This is a genomic window from Arsenicicoccus bolidensis DSM 15745, assembly GCF_000426385.1.
Classification (GTDB): domain Bacteria; phylum Actinomycetota; class Actinomycetes; order Actinomycetales; family Dermatophilaceae; genus Arsenicicoccus; species Arsenicicoccus bolidensis.
The window spans coordinates 1-20,602 of sequence record NZ_AUFG01000041.1 but is presented as its reverse complement, the minus strand read 5'-3'; the positions used below and the strand labels follow the sequence as shown (position 1 = coordinate 20,602).

Genomic DNA, 20,602 nt, shown 5'->3' with positions numbered 1-20,602 from the left:
TGCGCGCGAGGATGGCTGAGCTGACGCCACGAGAAGTCGTGAACCGGGCCGGGGAAGTCGTCGCACTCGCACTGCGTCCGTTTGTCGAGGCTCGCCGGCCTGCGCGAGCGCGCGGTGAGAACTGGGTTGAGGTCTATGAACGCGAAGGCAGCCAAGCTGGCTGGCCGACGCGCGTGTACTCGCTTGACGACCCGCGGTTCCTCCTTCTCCTCGTCGTGCGGGAGTGGCAGAACCTGCCCGGCGTGGACGCCGCCCACTCGCAGGCCGTGCGAGGGATCCGCGGGACGGTGAACAAGGCGATGGGTGGCGACTCCAGCATCTCCGAGGAATCGGCGCAGGAATGCGTGACGACTCTCGCGACCCTGATGCGGTCGATCGGACGACACAATGACGCGGACGCGCTAGACCAAGTCCTCGGTGACCCGCTTCAGGGGGTAGTCGAGGAGGCATCCGATGCTACGCGCGTCAGCGCGCAGCGATTCCTCGAACCGGAATCGGGTACCGAGTTCAACCGCCTGGGTGTCATCCAGACCTCTCACGATGGCCTGACCGTGACGCTTCACTACGCCCCGACCTTCTCCTACGCGCATGCCTACAACGGCATGAGTCCGTTCCGCGCCCTCGTTGTCAGCAACGAGTCCGAGGAGGACCGCACGGTCCGATCGGTGCGGCTCGAGATCCCCTTCCTCGACGCGGTCATCGACCTCCCCCTCGAGCTGACGGTTGAGTCGGAGGAGGCGCAGGTCGTCCGAGGAGCAGAGCTCGCCTGCCCACTGGATGCCCAGCGATTCGCGTCCTTCGAGGATGACATCCCCACCGACATCGTGATGGTGGCGCATCTGGATGCGGGCGAGCGGCGCTGCAACGGCCCTGCGACGCTGTTGAGGCCCGACCGCTGGGAGCCGACCGTGCTCCCTGAGGTTCTCGCGTCCTTCGTCACCCCGAACGATCCGGCCGTGGCAAGGCTCGCAGCCGACGTTGCGTCACAGCTCGAGCGATCGACGGGCGACCCAACCTTCACCAAGTACGAGGACGGCCCGGCGCGTGCCCGCGCTGTCGCGGAGGCGTGCTTCGACGTCCTGACCGGGGTGCATCTCGTCGACCGGGCAAGCGACGACGCCCAGGCATATCGGCTGCGCCGCGTCACGGAGATCCTCGACTCGGGCTGGGCCACACCGTGCGAGCTGGCCGTTACCTACGCAGCGCTGCTGGAGCACGTCGGGCTTCACCCCATCATCGCCCGCACGCGCGACCTCGTCTTCGGCGGAGTGCTGCTGGAGGAGGTCTCGTTGCCGGAGATCGTGACTCGCCACAATGCGCAGGTCGAGACCCTTGTCGGGTCTGGATTCCTGCACGCCGTTGATCTGAGGTCGCGCGGTGTCCGAGACTTCGACCAGGCCTCGCGAGACGTGGCTCACTACTGGTCGCTCGACATCGACGACCTGGACTTCCTCCTCGACGTGTCAGCCGCGCGGCGTCGGGTGCGGCCACTGCCGGCGATCACCCGCGCAAATGGCGAGGTGGTCATCACGGTGGAGCGCGAGGCGCCACGCGTCGTGCCTCGCCTGTCGACCGGGACGACGTCCTCCGCGACTGGCGGAACGCCCTATCCGGAGCGGGTGCAGCGCTGGCGCAAGTGCCTGCTCGACCTCTCCTTCCGCAACCCATTGCTCAAGCTGAAGGATGGCACGGGACTTCAGCTCCTCGTGCCAGAGGCTGCCATCGGGGCTCTGGAAGACTCCTTGGCGTCCGGCATCTCATTCACCATCGCCGACGGGCGCGCGCTCCCCGAGCTCTACGCGTCACGTGGCCTGCGCAGCGCTCGTGAGATCGCCGATGCCGATCGCGCCGAGATCCTCGCCCAGGAGCACTGCATCTATGCCATGACGGCACGCGGGGCCGTCACGACCAAGCTTGACACCGTCCGGCGCAGCGCTGTCACCGCCCACGAAGAGACGGGGGCGAACAATCTGTTTGTCACGCTGGGCGCACTGCGATTCACAGACGCCAAGGGCAAGGACGGTCTAGCTCCCCTGTTCCTCCTGCCGGCGCACCTCGTTGGTCGCAAGGGGGGCACCTACACGGTGCGGGCGGCTGATGATGCGGAACCACTCCCCAACTACTGCCTGATCGAGAAATTGCGCCGGGAGTTCCGACTTGAGATCCCGGCCCTCGAGAACCCCCCGCGTGATGACGCAGGCATCGATCTGGCCGGCATCATCCAGACTGTCCGGCAGGAATGCGTCCGCCACGGGCTGCGCTTCTCGGTCGAACCGGACTGCCGCCTCGCGCTCCTGCAGTTCTCCACCCTGGAGATGTGGCGTGACGTCTCGGAGAACTGGCAGAGCCTGGTGCAGAACCGCGTCGTGAGGCACCTTGTCGAGACGCCGATGGATACCTTTGTCGACGCCGTCGAGGAGCCCGCGCTGGAGCGCGACGAGGAGGCGTCAGCCCACCTGCCGGTCCCCTATGACGGTGCCCAGCTCAAGGCTGTGCGTTGGGCACGGGACGGCCGCACCTTCGTCCTGCAGGGGCCGCCCGGCACCGGCAAGTCGCAGACGATCACCAACATGGTCGCGGACGCCGTGGCGGCTGGGCAAAGTGTGCTCTTCGTCGCCGAGAAGGCCGCTGCCCTGGACGTCGTTCAGCGGCGACTTGAGGAGGTGGGGCTGGGGCCCCTGACCTTGGAGCTGCATGGGCGGCACCAGACCATCAAGGGTGCGCGCGAGCAGCTCGCTCGCGCCTGGGAAGCTGCGGGTGAGGTGTCACCGGGCCGGTATGCGGTGCTGCGTGACAACCACCGTTCCCTCGTGCGTGAGCTTGACGGGTACCCCCAGAAACTTGACGAGCGGGGGCCGGCAGGGCTCTCTCTTCGCAGCGCCTACCTACGTCGACAAGACATCCTCACGGTCCACCAGGGCACAGATCTGCGCTCCGTCCCCGTGCAACCGCGTGTCGTCAACGGCACGGTGTCTGTGTCCGCGCTCCGCGACGCGGCCGACGCGGTCCAGTCGTCGCAGAGGCAGCTAGGTATTCCTGTGCTGCAGAGCATGTGGTCGCTGGCCGGCCCCAGCCGCGAGGCAGTGGACGCTGAGGCCGTCTACACGGCCGTGGTGGCCCTGGACCGCGCTCGGCACGAGCTGAGCGATCAGGTCGCAGAGCTCCTGCGAGTCGCAGCCCCGGAAGGATGGCCTCGCGTCCAGGAGTGGCTGCAGAATGCACAGCAGGGCCCGCAGCTCACGGCCGATCAGCTCGGCCCCGACGGCGCCGGGAGAGCGCTCGCAGGACAGGTGGACGACGCCCTACGACGGTTGGAGGACTACCGCGCCCGTCACGGCTGGCTTCTGCACAATCTCCACACCAGCGCGCTTCGTGTCGACGTCGGTCGGCTGAGGGAGACCTTCGTCGCGGCGGAACAGCAGCCCAAGTTGTTCAAGCGTCGTGAGAAGGCACTCGCCGTGGCGACGCGCGAGATCCAGCGGCTCTTCATGGACCCTGGCTCCTTCGACCTCAGCAACACTGACCGCTTCCTCAACGATCTGGAGCAGCTGCAGCACGAGACCTCCCGTCTCGCTGCGTTCCTCGCAGGGGTCCTCCCAGCCTTCGACGCCGATCCCACCGAGGACCGCGCCCTGCCCGCCCTCACGTCGATACGCGAGCGGATCACTCACTGGTCCACCCTCCGAGCCTCCCTCGGGGGGGATCCCCACGCCGGGCGCGAGTACCTGGATGAGGTGACCGCCCACACCGTCGACCCGACGACGGATGCCCGCGCCGTGGCCGCGTTCATCGACGGGTGGGAGGCGTTCCGGAGCGCTGTGGCAGCCACGGACACGACCGTCGACGGGTGGCTTGAAGACAGGTGCCTGCTGGACGCCATCGACAAGTCACTCCCGTTGTGGGTGGACGCCGCGGGTTCAAACAGCTTCGGCCAGCTCAACCGGCTCCGCACGGCCAGAGCCGATCTCGGCGCGCTGGCGGCGGCCGGTCTCGATCTCCTCGCGTCGCGCATCCAGTCCGGTGAGGAGACGAGCGCTCACCTTGCCGGACGGATCGACCTGGCGATCGCCAAGAGCGCGCTGGGTGAGCGTCTCGATACGACGGGCCTCGACTCGTTCGACGCGACGAGGCGCGCTGACCTGATCGACCACTTCACCCGCTCGTCCGCCGAAGTGCGGACGTCTGCCGTGACCGGCATCCCGGCCCAGGTACGGGCGGCCCGAGGCGTCGATACCGTCCGACCCACGTCCGACCTTGCGGCGCTACGGCGCGAGTTCGAGGCGAAGCGAGGCGGCTCGGTCCGGGAGCTGGCGCGCAAGCATGGCCCCGCCCTGCTCAAACTGACCCCCTGCGTGCTCATGAGCCCGCAGTCGGTTGCTCGGTTCATCCCGGTCGGGTCGATCACCTTCGACCTGGTCGTCTTCGACGAGGCATCCCAGATCCGGGTCGCGGACGCGATCGGAGCGCTCGGTCGGTCAAAGGCTGCCGTCATCGTCGGCGACTCCATGCAGATGCCGCCTACGTCGATGTTCGCGATCGCGGAAACGGACGACGACTCCGACGATCAGGCTGAAGAGATGGGTTTTGTTCCGTCGGACCAGGATTCCATCCTCAGCGAGTGCACGGACTCCAACGTTCCGGCCCTCCACCTCACCTGGCACTACCGCAGCCGTGACGAACGGCTCATCGCATTCTCCAACCAGGCGTACTACCGGGGTCGGCTTGCGAGCTTCCCGGCCACGCCGGTGCCGGTTGTCGACTGCGGCCTCGACCTTGTGCACGTCGGGGGAACTTTTGATGGCGGCAAGGGAGGCACGCGGACCAACCGGGCTGAGGCGGATGCCATCGTAGCCGAGGTCGAACGGCTGCTGACAGCTGACCCGGACGCCTCCATTGGCGTCATCACCTTCAACATCCAGCAGCGCGACCTGCTGCTCGACCTGCTGGAGGAGGGGAAGCCAGTCGTCAAGCAGGCTTTCCTGCGCGAGCGCGAGAAGATCTTCGTCAAGAACCTGGAGAACGTGCAGGGTGACGAGCGGGACACCATCCTTTTCTCGCTCGCCTACTCGCCTGACCCGCACACCGGACGGCTGGCGATGCGTTTCGGTCCGCTCATGTCGGACGGTGGTGAGAAGCGGCTCAACGTCGCCATCACCCGTGCCCGTCGGCGGGTCACACTCTTCGCGTCTTTCCGCGGGGAGGACATCGACCTGTCGAGGACAAGTTCTCGCGGCATGCGGGACCTGCGTGAGTATTTGCGGTTCGCCGCATCGGGCGGCGAGAACCGGCTTACGTCCAAGCCCTCCAGCGGCCACTACCTCTCTTCTGTGGCTGCGGCGCTGCGCGACTCAGGACTGGACGTGCACGAGTCGGTCGGTCTCAGCTCCTTCAAGGTGGACCTGGCCGTCAAGCGACCCGAGTCGCCGGACGGCTGGCTGGCCGTGCTCCTCGACACCCGCGAGTGGGCCGACCGCACGACGGTGAGTGACCGCGAGGCGCTGCCGCACGCGGTGTTGCACGGAGGCATGGGCTGGCCGCGGGTGGAGCGTGTCTGGCTTCCGGAGTGGATCTCCGCTCCCGAGCGGGTTGTCGACCGACTCGAGGCGGTCGCGAAGGCGGTGGCCCAGGAGAGGGATGAGGCGCGCCAACAGGCTGAGCTCGCGCGACGCGTGACAGCCGAGGGAGCGAACCACGCCGATGCGCTCGGGGCGCCCGACGCCCGCCCCGAGCACGTGAAGGGGGAGAGCCTCAACGATCCGCTTGCCGAGCCGGACGAGGGGCGGCAGCCACGCCCTGACGTCCTGGACGAGCTCTCGCCAGAGCAGGATTCGACTCGTGACGGGCCCATCATCGAGCGGGCGCCAGTTGTGGCCGACCCAGCCTCTGAGCCGGGCGACCCAGCCTCTGAGCCGGGCGATCCGGCAGAAGAGCCGACGGCGACTGTTGACGACGAGTCGGAAATCGTGGCAGGAGTCCGAGTGATGCGCTTCCGTCAGGCGCCCGACCCTGCGCGTGTCCTGCCCGATGTGCTGGACGACTTGCGGAACGAGGCACATCGCGGCCTCATCCGCACGCGTGTCGCCGAGATCCTGGAGGTCGAGGGGCCGGTCGAGGGCCAGCGGCTTGGTGCGGCCGTGGGACGGGCATTCGGGATCAGCAAGATGCGTCAAGGACGCACGGACGACGTGCTCGCGTTGCTTCCCAACGGGCAGATCACGCGCGACAGGTGGAGCAAGGCCCGCTTCGTCTGGCCGGAGGGCATCACACCCGCGACATACGACCGCGTCCTGATCCCCGGCGAAGACGAGGGCTCCTCGCGCAGCATCGGTCAGATCACGCACGTCGAGATCGTCAACGCCGCCAGGGTGGGACTGGCACGTGAGGGCGAGCCGCTGCCACTCGAAGAGCTCATCCACGCTACCAAGGACGTTCTCGGGTACAAGCGCCTGGGAGGCGCCATGGCCGCCCGGTTGCGGGAAGTGCTGTACGACGCCGTCGAACGCGGAGCGTTGCACGAGCGCGATCAGATGGTCCACCTACCGGGGGAGACGACATGACATCCCCGCTGGACGTGGCTGGCCTGGCGAAGGGGGCTCTTCTCGCCTGAGCGTGGACCATGGCTGGGGCGCTGAACCCCGTGATGCTGTCGACGTCGCCCGGGTGGGGCTGGATAGGCCGCAGGATGAGGCTCGGCCGCGGCCGCCTTGGCCGCTGACCGTGGGCTTTGATTGTTGAACGTGTGGGGACCCATTGGTCGGCTACGACAAACCCGGTATGGCGCAACCCGCACGTGGGGTTGACTGGACGGCTGCCTGCCGCCGCTTCGAGCCGTCCGGGCCTGCGCGCGCACCCCCGGTTCGTCACGGTGGTGGCGGGCGAGGGCTTGTCGATGCTCGGCGACTCGGCCTTCGACATCGCCCTGGCCTGGATGGTCCTGCACGAGACCGGATCCGTCGCGGCGCTCGCGGGCGTGATGCTGGCCCAGGCGGTCCCGCGCGGTCTGCTGCTGCTCCTCGGCGGCGCCATCACCGACCGGATGAGCGCGCGTCGCGTCATGCTCGCCGCGCACGTCGTCCGCGCCGTGACCATGGCGGTCCTCGCCGCCCTCGTGATCAGCGGCTCCGTGCAGATGTGGCACCTGTATGTCGTGGCCGTGGTCACCGGCATCACGGCGGCGATGTTCACCCCGGCGTCCGAGTCGGTGCTGCCCCACCTGCTGCCCGAGGCGGCCTACGCCCGCGGCAACGCCGCCCAGGGGTTCCTCGAGCAGGTGTCCTACCTCCTCGGCCCGGTGATCGGGGCCGGCCTCATCGTGCTGGGTGGAGCAGGTGCGGCCATCGCCGCCAACGCGCTCACCTTCGCCGTAGCGGCGTGCACGGTGCGCAGCGTGCCCCGCGGCGCCCACGTCGAGGGGGATTCCAGCGCCGGCATCGTCGCCGACATCAAGGTCGGCCTCGCCCACGCGTGGCGCAGTCACGAGACGCGCCTGGTCCTGCTCATCGTCGCCGCGGCCACCCTGTCCTACAGCGGCCTCTTCGCCGTGGGGCTGCCGACCCTCGCAGCCTCCTGGACGTCGTCCCCCTGGGCGCTCAGCGTGCTCGTGTCCGCCTGGGGCGCAGGCCAGCTCATCGGCACGGCCGCTGCTGCGGTGACCGGCCTGCCGGACCGGTGGGGTCTGCTCATCATCGGCATGACCCTCGCCGAGGGGTCCGCCTTCGCGCTGCTCGGGCACACCCCCTCCGCCTGGGTGGCCGCCGCGATCCTCGTCCCGCTGGGCATCGGCGTGGCCTACAGCTCCGACGTGGCCCTGCCGACCTTCATCCAGACGCGCACCCCCAAGCACCTCCTGGGGCGGATCAGCGCGCTGCTCGGCCTGCCGCGGGTCGTGCTCGAACCCCTCTCGATCGCGGTCCTCGGCGCAGCGCTCCACCGCTCCATCGCGTGGGGCTTCGCGCTGGCCGCCGTCCCCGTCCTCGTGCTCGGCCTCTACCTGCTCGCCGACCCCGTCGCGCGCGGGCTACGCGCCGACGCCTGACGCCTGACGCCTGAAGCACGGCGCGACGGCGACGACGCCGACGCCGACGCCGACGAGGCAGGCGACCGGGTTCTCGTTCAGGGGCGTGCCTTCGCGACGGCCCTCAGTCGCCGGCGCTCGTCCTCGGAGAGGTCAGGGGTGACCCGCTTCCGCCTCAGAAACGCGAACAGCAGGATGCACACAGTCGTGATGATCGTGACCGCGACGAGCCAGGCCGGTCGGGTGGCGGTGAAGGGCATCACGACATACGGCACCGCCAGGATCGTGGCGATCCACCAGAGCATCGACCGGAACCGTGGGTTGTCGCCGAGCCGCTCGCGTGCCCGTTCGCGCTGGATGGCGCGCAGGGTCACCCGCCCACGCTGCTCCCCGGCCGCGAGAGCCCCGTCGACCACCGCCTTGTCCTCGTCGGAGAGCACGTCGTAGCCCGTTGACCGTGTGCCGACGATCCGCTTGGCCAGCAGCGGCGAGAGCACGCAGATCCCGAGACCGAGGATCATCCCGCTGATCAGCTCGCCGGACAGGTCCTCGGTCGGGTCGAAGGCGGAGATCCACGCCCGCACGCACCCCAGGTGGACCACCGCCAGGGTGTAGTACGCCACCACGGATGGTCGAGGCATGGACATGGCGACAGGATGCCACCAAGGTGTCGTTCTGGAGGGCAGTCCTTCGTAGAAGGGACAGACGGTGGCCGAGGGTCGCCGTCGGCGAGACGTCACCCGGCGCTCGCCGCGACCAGGAGAGGAAGCGACCGTGCCGTCATACCTGATCTCGTTCAACGACGAGTGGGTGTCCCCGCACACCCACGAGCAGCTGCTGGCCAAGAGCGTCGCGGGGAACCGCGTGATCGCTGAGATGCAGGCCGAGGGCGTCTTCGTCTTCGGCGACGGCGGGCTCGACGCCTCCACCGTGCTGTGCAGCGTCACGGCGCAGGACGGCGCGCCCGTCTACACCGACGGGCCGTATGCCGAGACCAAGGAGCACCTCGGCGGTTTCACCATCGTGGAGGTCGCTGACGACGAGGCCGCCCGCTACTGGGCGGGACGTCTCGCCGTCGCGCTCGACTGGCCGCAGGAAGTTCACCGGTTCCCTGCCCCGCCGCAGGCCGGCCCAGCAGTCCCCACCCACACGGACGAATGACATGCCCAGATACCTGCTGTCCGTCTACGGCCCCGCCGAGCGCGGCAAGCCCGGCGACCCCGGCCACTTCCCGACCAAGGAGGCGATGCTCGAGGCCTTCGCCGAGACCGGCGCCTTCAACGACAAGCTGCAGCGCGACGGCCACTTCGTCTTCGCCGACGGGCTGGAGCCGGTCGCCAGCGCCACCACCGTCGACGGTCAGGGGGGCCACCCCGTCCTCACCGACGGCCCCTACCTGGAGGCCAAGGAGCACCTCGGCGGCTTCTGGGTGATCGAGGCACGTGACCTCGACGAGGCGCTCGCGCTCGCCGCCGAGGGGTCCAAGGCCTGCCGCGGCAAGGTCGAGGTCCGCCCCTTCCAGACCGAGGAGTCCGTGCAGGAGATGCTCGACGGGTGACGGTATCCCCGGTCGACGAGGCGATCGCCCGCACCCACCGCGAGGAGTGGGCGCGGGTCGTCGCCTCGCTCGCACGCCGCTTCGGTGACCTCGACCTCGCCGAGGAGGCGGCGGCCGACGCCTGGGTCGCGGCGGTCGAGCGGTGGCCCCGGGACGGCATACCGCCCAACCCCGGCGGCTGGCTCACCACCACCGCCACGCGCCGAGCCATCGACCGGCTGCGACGCGAGTCCCGCCGCGACGTGAAGCAGGAGGCGGCATACCGGCTGGTCGACGACAGCCCGCCCGTCACCACCGGGGCGGTGGAGGACGACCGGCTGCGGCTGGTCTTCACCTGCTGCCACCCCGCGCTCGCCACCGAAGCACGAGTTGCCTTGACGCTGAGGCTGATCGGCGGGCTCACCGTCGCCGAGATCGCCCGCGCGTTCCTCGTGCAGGAGGCGACGATGGCGCAGCGGATCACCCGTGCCAAGGCCAAGATCAAGGCCGCGCACATCCCCTATCGCGTGCCGTCGCAGGGCGACGTCCGCGAGCGGCTGGCCGGGGTGCTGGCGGTGGTCTTCCTGATCTTCAACGAGGGCTACCTCGCCTCGTATGGCGACCAGCCCCTGCGCGCCGACCTCACCGACGAGGCGATCCGGCTCGGGCGGCTGCTGCACACGCTGCTCCCCGACGACGGCGAGGTCACCGGCCTGCTCGCCCTCATGCTCCTGACCGATGCCCGCCGGTCGGCGCGGCTTTCGCCGACCGGGGCGCTGGTGACGCTGGCGGAGCAGGACCGCGGCCGCTGGGACCGCGCGCTGATCCGCGAAGGGCACGTGCTCGTGCACGAGTGCGTCGACGCGGTGGCCTCGGGCGGCGATCCGCCGGGTCGCTATCAGTTGCTCGCCGCGATCAATGCCGTTCACACGCATGCGCGCTCGGCACGCGAGACGGACTGGGGGCAGGTCGTCACGGTCTACGACCGGCTGGTGCTGGTGGACCCGTCGCCGATCGTGCGGCTCAACCGGGCGGTCGCCGTCGCCGAGCTGTATGGCGCAGCCCGGGGCCTCGCCGAGGTGGACGAGGTGGCCGGGGTTCTCGACGGCTACCACGCGATGCACGCGACCCGCGCGGACCTGCTGCGCCGGCTCGGGCGTGAGGGTGACGCGCGGGCGGCATACGACCGGGCGCTCGCGCTGACCGACAACCGGGCCGAGCGCACCTATCTGGCCCGCCAGCGCGACGACCTCCCCGGCCCCGACCGGAAGTGACCCGTCGGGGCGCCGACCTCCCCACCCGCCGCCTGCACCCGACCGGAAGTGACCCGTCGGGGCGCGCTGGACGGTCAACCCGCACGCTACCCGACCGGACGTGACCCGTCGGGGCAGGTCGGCGCCCCACACTCGGCTCTAGGCGACCGGAAGTGACCGTCGGGGCAGGCCGACGGGCCAGACGCGGGCCTAGGCGACCGGAAGTGACCCGCCGGGGCAGGTTGGCCGGCCAGACGCGGGCCTAGGCGACCAGAAATGACCCGTCGGGTCAGCTCGTGCGCGAATGGCGGCGGACGCGCGTTACGTCAGGGCGGTGCCGGCCGTCATTCCCATGACGACACCGACGGAGGAAGGTGGTCACCATGGACGGTCTGACCGGAGGTGGAGACGGAGGCAGCGACGGAGACGCTGACGTCCTCGCCGCGGCCTTCGAGGCACACCGGGGTCGGCTCGAGGCCGTCGCCGTGCGGATGCTCGGGTCGCGGACCGACGCCGAGGACGCCCTGCAGGAGGCGTGGTTGCGGCTGTCGCGCCAGGACGTGGACAGCATCGACAACCTCGCGGGCTGGCTGACCACCGTCGTCGGTCGTGTCTGCATCGACGTGCTGCGGTCCCGTGCGAGCCGGGGCGCGACGGCATACGACGAAAGAACCCCCGAGCTGGTCGTGGTCGAGGACGGGAGCCCGGCCCCCGAGGAGGAGGCCGTGCTCGCGGAGTCCGTCGGGCTGGCGATGCTCGTGGTGCTGCAGACGCTCACCCCGGCCGAGCGGCTGGCGTTCGTGCTGCACGACATGTTCGCCGTGCCGTTCGCCGACATCGGTCAGATCCTCGGCCGGTCGACGGACGCCACCAAGATGCTGGCCAGCCGGGCCCGGCGCAAGGTCCGGGGGAGACCGGCGGACCCGGGCCACGGGCGTGAGGGGCGCGCCGTCGTCGCGGCCTTCCTCATGGCTGCGCGGGAGGGCGACTTCGACGGGCTGCTCGCGGTCCTGGACCCGAACGTCACCCTGCGCATCGACAACCCGCGCGGATCTAGCGTGCGCATCGGCGCCACGGAGGTCGCGACCGTCGCCGAGCGCGGCGCCCGCGGCGCGGCGATGGCCTGGGAGGCGATCGTCAACGGCCTGCCGGGCGTGGTGTTCCGGAGCAAGGACGGCAGGGCCTTCGGCGTCGTGGGGTGCACGGTCGTGGACGGGCTGATCGTGGAGATCGTGTCGGTCAACGACCGCGCCCGGGTCCTGGCGGCCGGTGTGCGGGACCGTCCTCCGGCGGGGTGACGGTGTTACGTCTGTGGCCGGGCCGCCGTCATACGGGTATCACCGCAACCAAGGAGAACGTGATGGAAGCCCGACTCAACCCCTTTGCCCACGACACCCTCATGACCATCCTCCCGCACGTCATCTCGGCCGGCCGCGCCGCGAGCGGAGCGCTGCCCGAGCGCGTCGCCGAGCTGGTCAACATCCGCGCCAGCCAGATCAACGGCTGCGGCGCCTGCCTTATCCGCACACCAGACAACCCCCGAGCGACGGTTGCTGGCCTCCGACATGCTTGTTGTGACTCGTCGATATCCCGCACTGTCGTGGCACGGAGCCCTACCGTCGTGGTGTGCCGTTCCGTGTCGAGCGAGCTGGATCACGAGAGTCTGTTGATCGGTCGTGGTTGGTCATCGACTCGGAGTCGTTGCGGCCCCATTCGGCAGCGCTGCAGTTTGTGTTGTTCCTACGGGGCCGGAGCCGCTCTCCCAACACGGTGCGGGCCTACTGTCGGGCGGTTGCCGCGTATCTCAACTGGTGCGAGCGGACGGGGCATGACTGGGCGTCGACGAGCCTGCCGGACCTGGCGCGCTTCAAGACTTTCCTGGAGTCTCTGCCGACACCGTCTGGTGGCCCGCGATCCGGCCGGACAGTCGACCTGACCTTGACGGGTCTGTGCGAGTTCCTGCGGTTCGCGGCCGCCAGCGGGATGGCTTCACCCTCGGTGGCAGCGACGCTCAGCGAGCGTCGGTTCCTTCGGTATGTGCCGACAGCGTTCAACGTCGGTGAGCGCGGTCAGTTCCGGACCGTTCGCGGTCGCATCCTGAAGAGCCGAAGTGCCAAACTGCCGCCGGCGACACTGACCGGGGAGCAGCAGGAGCACCTGCTTCGTGGATGCGCTTCGGCGCGCGATCGCTTCGCGGTCCAGCTCATGCGCCACACGGGGCTCAGGATCGGGGAGTTGCTCGGGATGCGGTCTGAGCACCTGCACTTCTTGCCTGACTCCATGTCCTTGGGTTGCCGGGTCCCGGGCGCGCATGTTCATGTCCCGTCGTCGTCGTCGTCGACGGCGTCGTTGAATGAGGCGCGGAGCAAGACGGGTTCGAGGGTGGTCCCGGTGACTTCCGTTGTCACGGAAGCCTTTCGTGACTATCGGGCTGAGCGCTTCGAGGTCCTGGGTGAGCGGGATGCCAGTGATGCGGTAATGGTCAATCTGTTCGGTCCTCACACGGGGGCACCGATGGGGTACTCCAACCTGCGACAGATCCTGCGCCGGCGAGGGGACGCTGCCGGGTTCAGGGCCACAGCCCACATGTTCCGTCACACCGTGGCGACGGATTGGCTCGAGGCGGGGGTGCCCCCTGATGTCGTCCAGCACCTGCTGGGCCATGCAAGTGCGTCGTCGTTGGCGGTGTACTCGCATCCCAGCCAGGCCGCGATGAGGCGGGCCGTTGATCAGGCGCACCCGGTGGTTGACCGATGAGCCAGGGCCGTGGCGCCACTCGTGTCGGCATGGAGCCGGAGCAACCGTGGGCGGAATGGGTGGTTGTGCAGCTGGAGCCAGATTGGCGTCCGGGCGAATGGGATCCGACGACCAGGGTCCTCACGGGTGACCCGGATAACACCCTCACCCGCACGTATCGATGCAGCACTCGAGGGTGCGGAAACATGACGCCCAGCTACCCACCCAGGTGTCCCAGTTGTCGGAAAGCCAAGGATGTACGTGGGCTGACGGACGCCGAGTTCGACGCGATCTATGACCCCGCGACGCGCCGCAGCGATTCAGGCAAGGGAACATCCGCCAAGACGATCAGGCTTGGCGGCCTCCCCTCACCAATGTCGGATGAGGTGCTGTACGCCCTGCAGGACCGCGACCGACAGGGGTTGGCCCTCAACCTGTACGCCGTGAACCGCGGGTTGAACCGGATCACGGCGACCTCCCCCGACGCGGTTTCGCTCCTTGACCTGGACTTCGACGCGCTGGCCGACGGCACGTCAAAGGGCCAGGTCGTCAGCGTCCTGCGGGGCCTTATCGGACCGGTCAGGCGGCTGTGGGTGGCGTACTCCGGGGAGGATCCGACTCTGGGCGACGTGTGGGATCCATCGTTGGTTGGACTGCGTTCGGCGCCGGATCGGACGTACATCGCCCATTTCGGCGAGCTCGACTTCATGCCCATCAGGCTGGTCTGGCTCCGGGAGGTCGTGAAGTCCTGGGCGCGCGATGTCCGGCCCGATGTGGCCTCGATCAGGAGAACCATCCACGCCACGAGGGTCACCGCGGAGGTGCTGGCCGCGCAGGATCATCGCGGCAATCCCACGCAACTCTCCCTTGCCGATATGACCAAGGTCGTTGATGCCCTGCTGAGCCAACGGAAACCCACAGGTGAGCCCTACTCAATCACGCACCTTCAGGCCTTGGTGTACTGGCTGCGCCGCCTCATGGACTACGCCCGCGCTTCGGGCCTGATGGACGAGGTCCCGGACGCCTTCACCCTCAACGCGAGCACAATTCATTGGGCTCGACGGGCCGACCGGCGGCGTATCGACCACGAGGAGGTCGGTGAGGCGCTACCGCAGCACGTCATCAGCCAGCTGGATCGCCACCTCGCACGGTTGGGCACTGAATCGCAGTACGCCGGCGGAGGCTGGAGCCCGGACGACTACGCCGCCATGTACCAGACCGTGTACCAGGTGCAACGGGACACTGGCCGACGCAACAACGAGGTCGTGAGCCTGCCGCTGGACTGCCTCGTCTGGGACGAGGACCAGCCGATCCTGATCTACGACAACCACAAAGCGGGCCGACTCCGGCGACGGCTCCCGATCCACCGGGACACGGCCGCGGTGATTGAACAGTGGTTGCGGCGGCGCGCGTCCCTGCCCATCCCAGCCGACTGCAGCACGTACCTCTTTCCCAGCCAAGGAGCACGAAACAGGCCACGCGCCGGGCATGTCAAGAAGCTGACCTACGGCAGGATCTTCCGCCGCTGGGTGGACAACCTGCCCCCGCTCCTTGTCGGCGGCCTCGACGAGCACGGTGCCGAGCGCACCCTTCCGAAGGTCCAGGTCCAGCCCTACGGGCTGCGGCACGCCTACGCGCAACGGCATGCCGACGCCGGAACCCCGGTCGATGTCCTGCGCGAGCTCATGGACCACGTCAGCGTCGAAACGACGATGGGCTATTACCAGGTCAGCCTTAAACGCAAGAAGGAAGCCGTTCGGCTGCTGGCTGGCACGGCCATCGACCGTGACGGCAACCCGGCCGCCTTCTCGCAGCCCTCGGCGTACGAGTTGGCCAGTGTCGCAGTGCCGTTCGGCAACTGCACCGAACCCAGCAACGTCAAAGCCGGTGGAAAGCACTGCCCCATCCGGTTCCAATGCGCAGGGTGCAGCTTCTACCGTCCGGACGCCTCCTTCCTGCCCGCGATCGAGGAACACCTCGTCGAGCTCTCCGCCGACCGGGAGCTGTCGGTCACCACCGGAGCGGCCCCATGGGTGACCGCCAACCTGACCGAACAGATCGACGCGTTCACCACGGTGAGGAACAAGCTGCGCGACCAGCTGGAGCAGCTCACACCGCAGGCACGCGAGGAGCTGGAGCTGGCCAGCCAGGCGCTGCGCAAGGCCAGGGCTGTCGCGTTCATCCCGATCGAGCACCTGAAAGGGCGCACCGATGGATCGTGACGCCAGGACTCGTCGCCTGCTCGAAGCCAGACGACTCAACGCGGCGAAGAAGCGGGCGCGAACCTTACGCCTGGTCAAGCAGATGGTCGCCAACGGTGACCGGGTGACGTTCGCGTCCGTGGCCAAACGAGCGGTCGTCTCGGACTGGTTCGTCCGCAACAGCCCCGACGTCCGGGGCGCGATCGAGGAGGCCACCACCCTCCAGCAGGCCACCGGTCTCCCCGACCGCCGCACCACCCGGCACACGCCTTCGACGGAAGGGCTGCGCGCCGACCTGCTGCTCGCCCGTGAGGAGATCCGCGACCTGCGCCGTGAGCGTGACCAGCTCCGCGCCCGGGTGCAGGACTCCTTGGCCGACCACCTCGGCGAGGGCTCCCGCCAAGAGCTGGTCGACCGGGTGACCGCCCTCGTAACCGAACGTGACCTCGGCTTGGCGGACAACCAGGCCCTGACCGCTCAGATCGGCACGCTCACCAGCGACCTGCGCGACGCCCGGGACGAGCTCGCGGCCGCCCGCAAGGCCAACGCGAGGATCCTGCACGAGGTGCCGCGACCCATCTCCTGACCCGCGACGGCTCACGGGCGTCGCCGAGGTCCTCAGATGGGAACGGTGAAGCCTGATACCAGGTCTGCTTGCAGCCAGCGCGTGAGGTCTTCCCACACGCCGGTCAGGAGCAGGAGTCCGACGATGATGAGCATCCCGCCGCCGAGGGCCTGGATCAGCCGGTGGCGGTCACGGACCCAACCGGACACACGCCCGAACCGTTCGATCCCTGCCGCTGCCAGGATGAACGGCAGACCCAAGCCGACAGCGTAGGCCGCAGCCAGGGTGACCGCGCGGCCAGTACTCGGGTTCGTGGTCGAGGCCGACAGGGTAAGGACGGCGGCCAGCGTCGGGTCGGTGCAGGGTGCCCAGCCGAGGCCGAAGACCGCACCGAGGACAGGGGCCCCGAGCAGCCCAGTGGGTGGCCGCCATCGGGGCCCGATCTGGCGTTGTGAGCCTGCCCGGGCGCCCACACCGAGGAAGACCAGACCCATGAGGATGACGAGCGCTCCACCGATGCGCATCAGGAGCACTCGGTGCTCGATGAGGGAGCGGCCGAGGGTGGCGATGAAGATCGACCCGAGGACGAACACGGCGGTGAAACCCAGGACGAACAGGACAGCCCCGGCGACCATTCGACCGCGTGAACGGTCCTGCAGGGCGGTGTCACTCAGCCCGGTGACGTAGCCGAGGAAGCCTGGTACGAGAGGCAGCACACAGGGGGATGCGAACGAGACCAGCCCTGCCAGGGCGGCCACGAGGACGGCAAGCGGCAGGGCGCCGGAGGCAATGGTGTCGGTCACGGTCAGGAGCCCAGCACGTCGTCGATCAGGCCACGCAGCGTCGCCGCGGTGACGACGCCGCTGACACGAGCAGCGACTCGGCCCTCCCGGTCGAGGACGAGGGTCGAGGGTGGGCTCGTCGGGGCCTGCCGCCCGAACGCCAAGATGAGGACACCCGACTCATCCGACAGGCTCGGGTACGTCATCTTCTGCGTCGCCACGAACGCTGACCCACGCTGGGGGGACTCGCGGAAGTCGATGCCCATGAACTGGACGGGCTTCTTGGCGGTCTGGACCTCGTTCCACACTTTCTCCAGGTCGGGGATCTCGGTGATGCATGGTGGGCACCATGACCCCCACAGGTTGATGACGACGACGTCCTTGCCCCGGGCCGACGCACTCGACCATTGCTGCCCCTGCAAGGTCGTGCCCTCGAGGGTGATGGGCTTGAGCCGTTGGTCGGCGGGGATCTGTTCGATCGCACCGTTCCCGGCGATGTATCCCTTCTGGTCGCCTCGTTTGGCCTGCTCGGCGATGGAGTTGGGATCCGAGGAGCAGGCACCCAATGCAAGGACAGCCGCGGCGAAGGCGACGCCGGCGTGCGTCAGCGGGCGGGGCATGGCGCCCCTTCCCAAAGGGCGGGATCGAGCCGATCAGTCATCGTCGTCATCATCTTCGACGAGCTCGCCCTCCCAGGCCTCGCGTCCCTCGTGGATCGCGAAGGCGGCGATGACGAACCCTGCCACCGGGTCGAGCCAGGCCGCGCCGGTGAGCTCGAACAGTCCCAGCCCGAGCAGTGTCGACACGCTCAACAGGACACAGATGCGGGTCTCGGCGGCGTCGGCCAGTATCAGCTTGTCCCCGCCCAGTGCCTCACCGACCAGACGCTTGCGGCGCGCGAGCCACGGCATTACGATCAGCGAGGCGATGAGCAGCCCGATCCCGACCCGGGAGCTCTCGGGGGCTTCCCCGCCCAGGAGGCTGCGCACTCCCTCGATGATGACGTAGGCGGCGAGCACGAAGAACGTGACCGCCACCGCCTTCAGGGCCCGCCGCTCCTTGTCCTCGTCGGCCACGCCGTGACGAAGCCGAGCGGCCAACCGCAGGCCGACCAGGACCGAGGCGGCTGACTCGATCCCGCTGTCCAGGCCGAACCCCACCAACGACACCAGGCCGGCCATCAGCCCGACGGTCACGGCGACTACACCCTCGACCACGTTGTACGCCACCGTGAACTGCGCCAGTCGCAGACCCCGACGCGTCAGCTCCATCGTCTCCGGCTCGGACAGCGACACCTCAGCGGCACCTTCGCCGGGGACGCTCATGCGACACCCTCACTCTGCGCGGTCCCGAACGTCGGACACAGCGCCACCGACTCGCCGGTCAGCGCCAGCAGTTGCTCCGCAGCCGCGAACACGGCCAGCACCTCCTCGGCGTGGGAGAGCCGGTACACCGACGCCCGACCCACCGGGCGGCTCTCCACCAGGCCGCAGTCGCGCAGACACGCCAGATGCCCCGACACCGTCGACTGGGCCAACCCCAGCCGGCCCGTCAGATCCGCCACCCGGTACTCACCCTCGGCCAGCAGCTGCAGGATCGCCAGCCTCGTCGGATCGCCCAGACCCGCAAAAAGGCACGCGGCCACAGTTCTATCGGTCAAACCCGCTGTCATCGTCATGCGCCGATGTTACACACAGCGGCGGCGGGGGAAGTCCTCGGCGCAAAGCCCCACGCGCCCGGGGAGCGCAGGCCGAGGCGACTGTGGGCTAATATCTGAGCATGCGCTCAGTTGACAGTGTGATTGGTTTGGATGGTTGTTCGGTGCAGTGCGTGCACCCGGACAAGGTTCAGCTCGTGCTGGACGCCACCCTCCCGGCGGATGACCTTGCTCGGGCGGCGGCGATGTTCAAGCTGCTCGGGGACCCGACCCGGGCGCGGCTGCTGTTCGCTTTGCTCGAGGCGGGTGAGCTGTGCGTGTGCGACTTGGCTGCCTCGACGGGCACTCAGGAGGCGACGGTGTCGCAGTCGCTGCGGATGCTGCGTGCGTCCGGGGTGGTGACGGGTCGGCGCCAGGGGCGGCTGGTGTTCTACCGGCTGGCCGATGCGCATGTGCGGATGCTGCTGGACCTGACCCGGGAACACATCGCTCACGACGCCGGCACCGTCGCTGCAGCAGCGACGACTGTGGCGGAGGTGGCCCAGTGAGTGGCGGGCACAGCCACGGCAGCGCCAGTGGTGCGCACCGGTGGCGGCTCCAGCTGGCGTTCGTCCTGGTCGCCGGGTACTTCGTCGTCGAGCTCGGCGCCGGCCTGGTCTCGGGGTCGCTGGCGTTGCTCTCCGACGCGGGGCACATGGCCGCCGACGTCGTCGCCCTTGGTGCGGCGCTGGTCGCAACCCGGATCGCGACCCGCCCGGACAGCACCGGCCGACGCACGTTCGGGTCCTACCGGGCCGAGGTGTTCGCCTCCGGGCTGGCGGTGCTGCTCATGCTCGGGGTCTCGGCCTACATCGCGATCGAGGCCATCGGACGCATCGGCGACACGGCGGAGGTCGCCTCCGGGACGATGCTGATCGTCGGCGCGATCGGTCTGGTCATCAACGTCATCGCCCTGTTGCTGCTGCGCGGCGGTGCCAGTGACAGCCTCAACGTCAAGGGCGCCTACCTCGAGGTCGTCGCCGACACCCTCGGATCCGTGGGCGTCATCGTCGCCGGCGTCATGGTGAGCGTGACCGGGAACGCGTGGTGGGACACCGGAATCGCCCTGGCCATCGCCCTCTTCGTCGCCGTGCGCGCGGTCATGCTCGGCCGTGAGGTCCTGACCGTGCTGGGGCAGCACGCCCCCGCGGACATGGCACCCGATGACGTCGAGGCCGCCCTGTCGGCGGTCCCTGGTGTCAGCAACGTGCACGACCTGCACGTGTGGACCCTGACCTCCGGCATGAACGTGGCCACCGCCCACCTGATGACTGGTGAGGGCGCGGACGCGCACTCGGTCCTGGACAGCGCCCGCACGGTCATGCGCACCCAGTTCGGGGTCGAGCACGCCACCTTGCAGGTCGAACCCGACACCCACACCGGCTGCAAGGAGGTCACCTGGTGAGCACCTGGACCACCCTGACCACGCCCGAGCGTCGAGCGACGCTGGTGCGCCGCGCCCAGCTCCTTGAACCGCCCCGGGTTTGGTGGAGGGTTCTGACCTCTTCAGGGAGGCTGGAGTTATGCCCGCACCGAGGAAGTACAGCGATGAGCTGCGTGAGCGCGCCGTGCGCATGGTCGAGGAGACGTTGAAGGAGAGTCCTGGGTTGGCGCACAAGCGTGCCTGCACGCAGGTGGGTGACCAGCTGGGGATTCCGGGGGCGACGCTGCGGAACTGGTTCCGCAGCGGGGTCGCCGGGTCCCGCTCGCCTCAGGCGGTGGTCGTCACCGACGACCCGGTGGCCCGGATCGCTGAGCTGGAGAAGGAGAACCGGGAGCTGCGCCGGGCCAACGCGATCCTCAAGAGCGCGTCGGCTT

The 20,602-nt window shown here is 69.0% G+C and carries 17 protein-coding genes and 1 pseudogene; 13 read left to right on the top strand and 5 right to left on the bottom strand.

The window, feature by feature from the left end; genetic code table 11:
* The first annotated feature begins 11 nt into the window (after positions 1–11).
* Together K313_RS0116550 and K313_RS0116545 are read left to right on the top strand one after the other, a co-directional pair.
* Positions 12–6,557, top strand: coding sequence for a DUF4011 domain-containing protein (locus K313_RS0116550; RefSeq protein ID WP_084412958.1), 6,546 nt, complete (start codon positions 12–14; stop codon positions 6,555–6,557).
* 182 nt (positions 6,558–6,739) lie between these two features.
* Complete coding sequence (locus K313_RS0116545) at positions 6,740–8,035, top strand: MFS transporter (RefSeq protein ID WP_338021337.1); 1,296 nt, start codon at positions 6,740–6,742, stop codon at positions 8,033–8,035.
* Between the two features lie 77 nt (positions 8,036–8,112).
* Here K313_RS0116545 and K313_RS0116540 read toward each other — a convergent pair whose 3' ends face one another.
* Positions 8,113–8,661: a hypothetical protein gene (locus tag K313_RS0116540; protein ID WP_029212556.1), complete on the bottom strand. Its 549-nt coding sequence runs from the start codon at positions 8,659–8,661 to the stop codon at positions 8,113–8,115.
* A gap of 127 nt (positions 8,662–8,788) precedes the next feature.
* Here K313_RS0116540 and K313_RS0116535 point away from each other — a divergent pair, with 127 nt between their 5' ends.
* The 8 genes and pseudogenes from K313_RS0116535 (at position 8,789) to K313_RS21495 (ending at position 16,327) form a co-directional block, all read left to right on the top strand.
* On the top strand, positions 8,789–9,175 hold the full coding sequence (locus K313_RS0116535) for a YciI family protein (protein WP_029212555.1): 387 nt from the start codon (positions 8,789–8,791) through the stop codon (positions 9,173–9,175).
* A 1-nt stretch (position 9,176) separates the two neighbouring features.
* Positions 9,177–9,572, top strand: a complete 396-nt coding sequence (locus tag K313_RS0116530; protein WP_029212554.1) for a YciI family protein — start codon at positions 9,177–9,179, stop codon at positions 9,570–9,572.
* Positions 9,569–10,825: an RNA polymerase sigma factor gene (locus tag K313_RS0116525; RefSeq protein WP_029212553.1), complete on the top strand. Its 1,257-nt coding sequence runs from the start codon at positions 9,569–9,571 to the stop codon at positions 10,823–10,825. Before K313_RS0116530 ends, K313_RS0116525 begins: the two co-directional genes overlap by 4 nt.
* 362 nt (positions 10,826–11,187) lie before the next feature.
* Entirely contained in the window at positions 11,188–12,102 is a 915-nt protein-coding gene (locus tag K313_RS0116520; protein ID WP_029212552.1) for a sigma-70 family RNA polymerase sigma factor, read from the top strand.
* 62 nt (positions 12,103–12,164) lie between these two features.
* A pseudogene (locus K313_RS24920) lies at positions 12,165–12,311 on the top strand (hypothetical protein); the annotation flags it as partial.
* A 119-nt stretch (positions 12,312–12,430) separates the two neighbouring features.
* The gene (locus tag K313_RS21505; protein ID WP_084412956.1) at positions 12,431–13,561 is read left to right on the top strand and encodes a tyrosine-type recombinase/integrase; all 1,131 of its coding nucleotides are present in this window, start codon (positions 12,431–12,433) and stop codon (positions 13,559–13,561) included.
* Positions 13,562–13,746: 185 nt separating this feature from the next.
* Complete coding sequence (locus K313_RS22655; RefSeq protein WP_156911436.1) at positions 13,747–15,762, top strand: tyrosine-type recombinase/integrase; 2,016 nt, start codon at positions 13,747–13,749, stop codon at positions 15,760–15,762.
* Positions 15,752–16,327 carry a DUF6262 family protein gene (locus K313_RS21495; RefSeq protein WP_029212548.1) on the top strand — a complete coding sequence of 192 codons (576 nt, stop codon included), beginning with the start codon at positions 15,752–15,754 and terminating at the stop codon, positions 16,325–16,327. The genes K313_RS22655 and K313_RS21495 overlap by 11 nt, the downstream gene beginning before the upstream one ends.
* 32 nt (positions 16,328–16,359) lie before the next feature.
* Here the strand turns inward: K313_RS21495 and K313_RS0116495 are convergent, their stop codons facing one another.
* The 4 genes from K313_RS0116495 to K313_RS0116480 are packed head-to-tail and all read right to left on the bottom strand — an operon-like array spanning position 16,360 to position 18,766.
* On the bottom strand, positions 16,360–17,109 hold the full coding sequence (locus K313_RS0116495; protein WP_029212547.1) for a cytochrome c biogenesis CcdA family protein: 750 nt from the start codon (positions 17,107–17,109) through the stop codon (positions 16,360–16,362).
* A 2-nt stretch (positions 17,110–17,111) separates the two neighbouring features.
* Entirely contained in the window at positions 17,112–17,708 is a 597-nt protein-coding gene (locus K313_RS0116490) for a TlpA family protein disulfide reductase (protein WP_029212546.1), read from the bottom strand.
* 33 nt (positions 17,709–17,741) lie between these two features.
* Positions 17,742–18,413 (bottom strand): cation diffusion facilitator family transporter, encoded by a 672-nt coding sequence (locus tag K313_RS0116485; protein WP_029212545.1) that lies wholly within the window; start codon positions 18,411–18,413, stop codon positions 17,742–17,744.
* Complete coding sequence (locus tag K313_RS0116480; RefSeq protein WP_029212544.1) at positions 18,410–18,766, bottom strand: ArsR/SmtB family transcription factor; 357 nt, start codon at positions 18,764–18,766, stop codon at positions 18,410–18,412. Before K313_RS0116480 ends, K313_RS0116485 begins: the two co-directional genes overlap by 4 nt.
* Positions 18,767–18,867: 101 nt before the next feature.
* Here K313_RS0116480 and K313_RS21490 point away from each other — a divergent pair, with 101 nt between their 5' ends.
* The 3 genes from K313_RS21490 to K313_RS0116465 all read left to right on the top strand — a co-directional run.
* On the top strand, positions 18,868–19,293 hold the full coding sequence (locus K313_RS21490; RefSeq protein WP_051274187.1) for an ArsR/SmtB family transcription factor: 426 nt from the start codon (positions 18,868–18,870) through the stop codon (positions 19,291–19,293).
* The gene (locus tag K313_RS0116470; protein WP_029212542.1) at positions 19,290–20,189 is read left to right on the top strand and encodes a cation diffusion facilitator family transporter; all 900 of its coding nucleotides are present in this window, start codon (positions 19,290–19,292) and stop codon (positions 20,187–20,189) included. The genes K313_RS21490 and K313_RS0116470 overlap by 4 nt, the downstream gene beginning before the upstream one ends.
* A 118-nt stretch (positions 20,190–20,307) precedes the next feature.
* Positions 20,308–20,602: transposase (locus tag K313_RS0116465; protein WP_029211714.1), on the top strand; the 295-nt coding region annotated here is incomplete at its 3' end.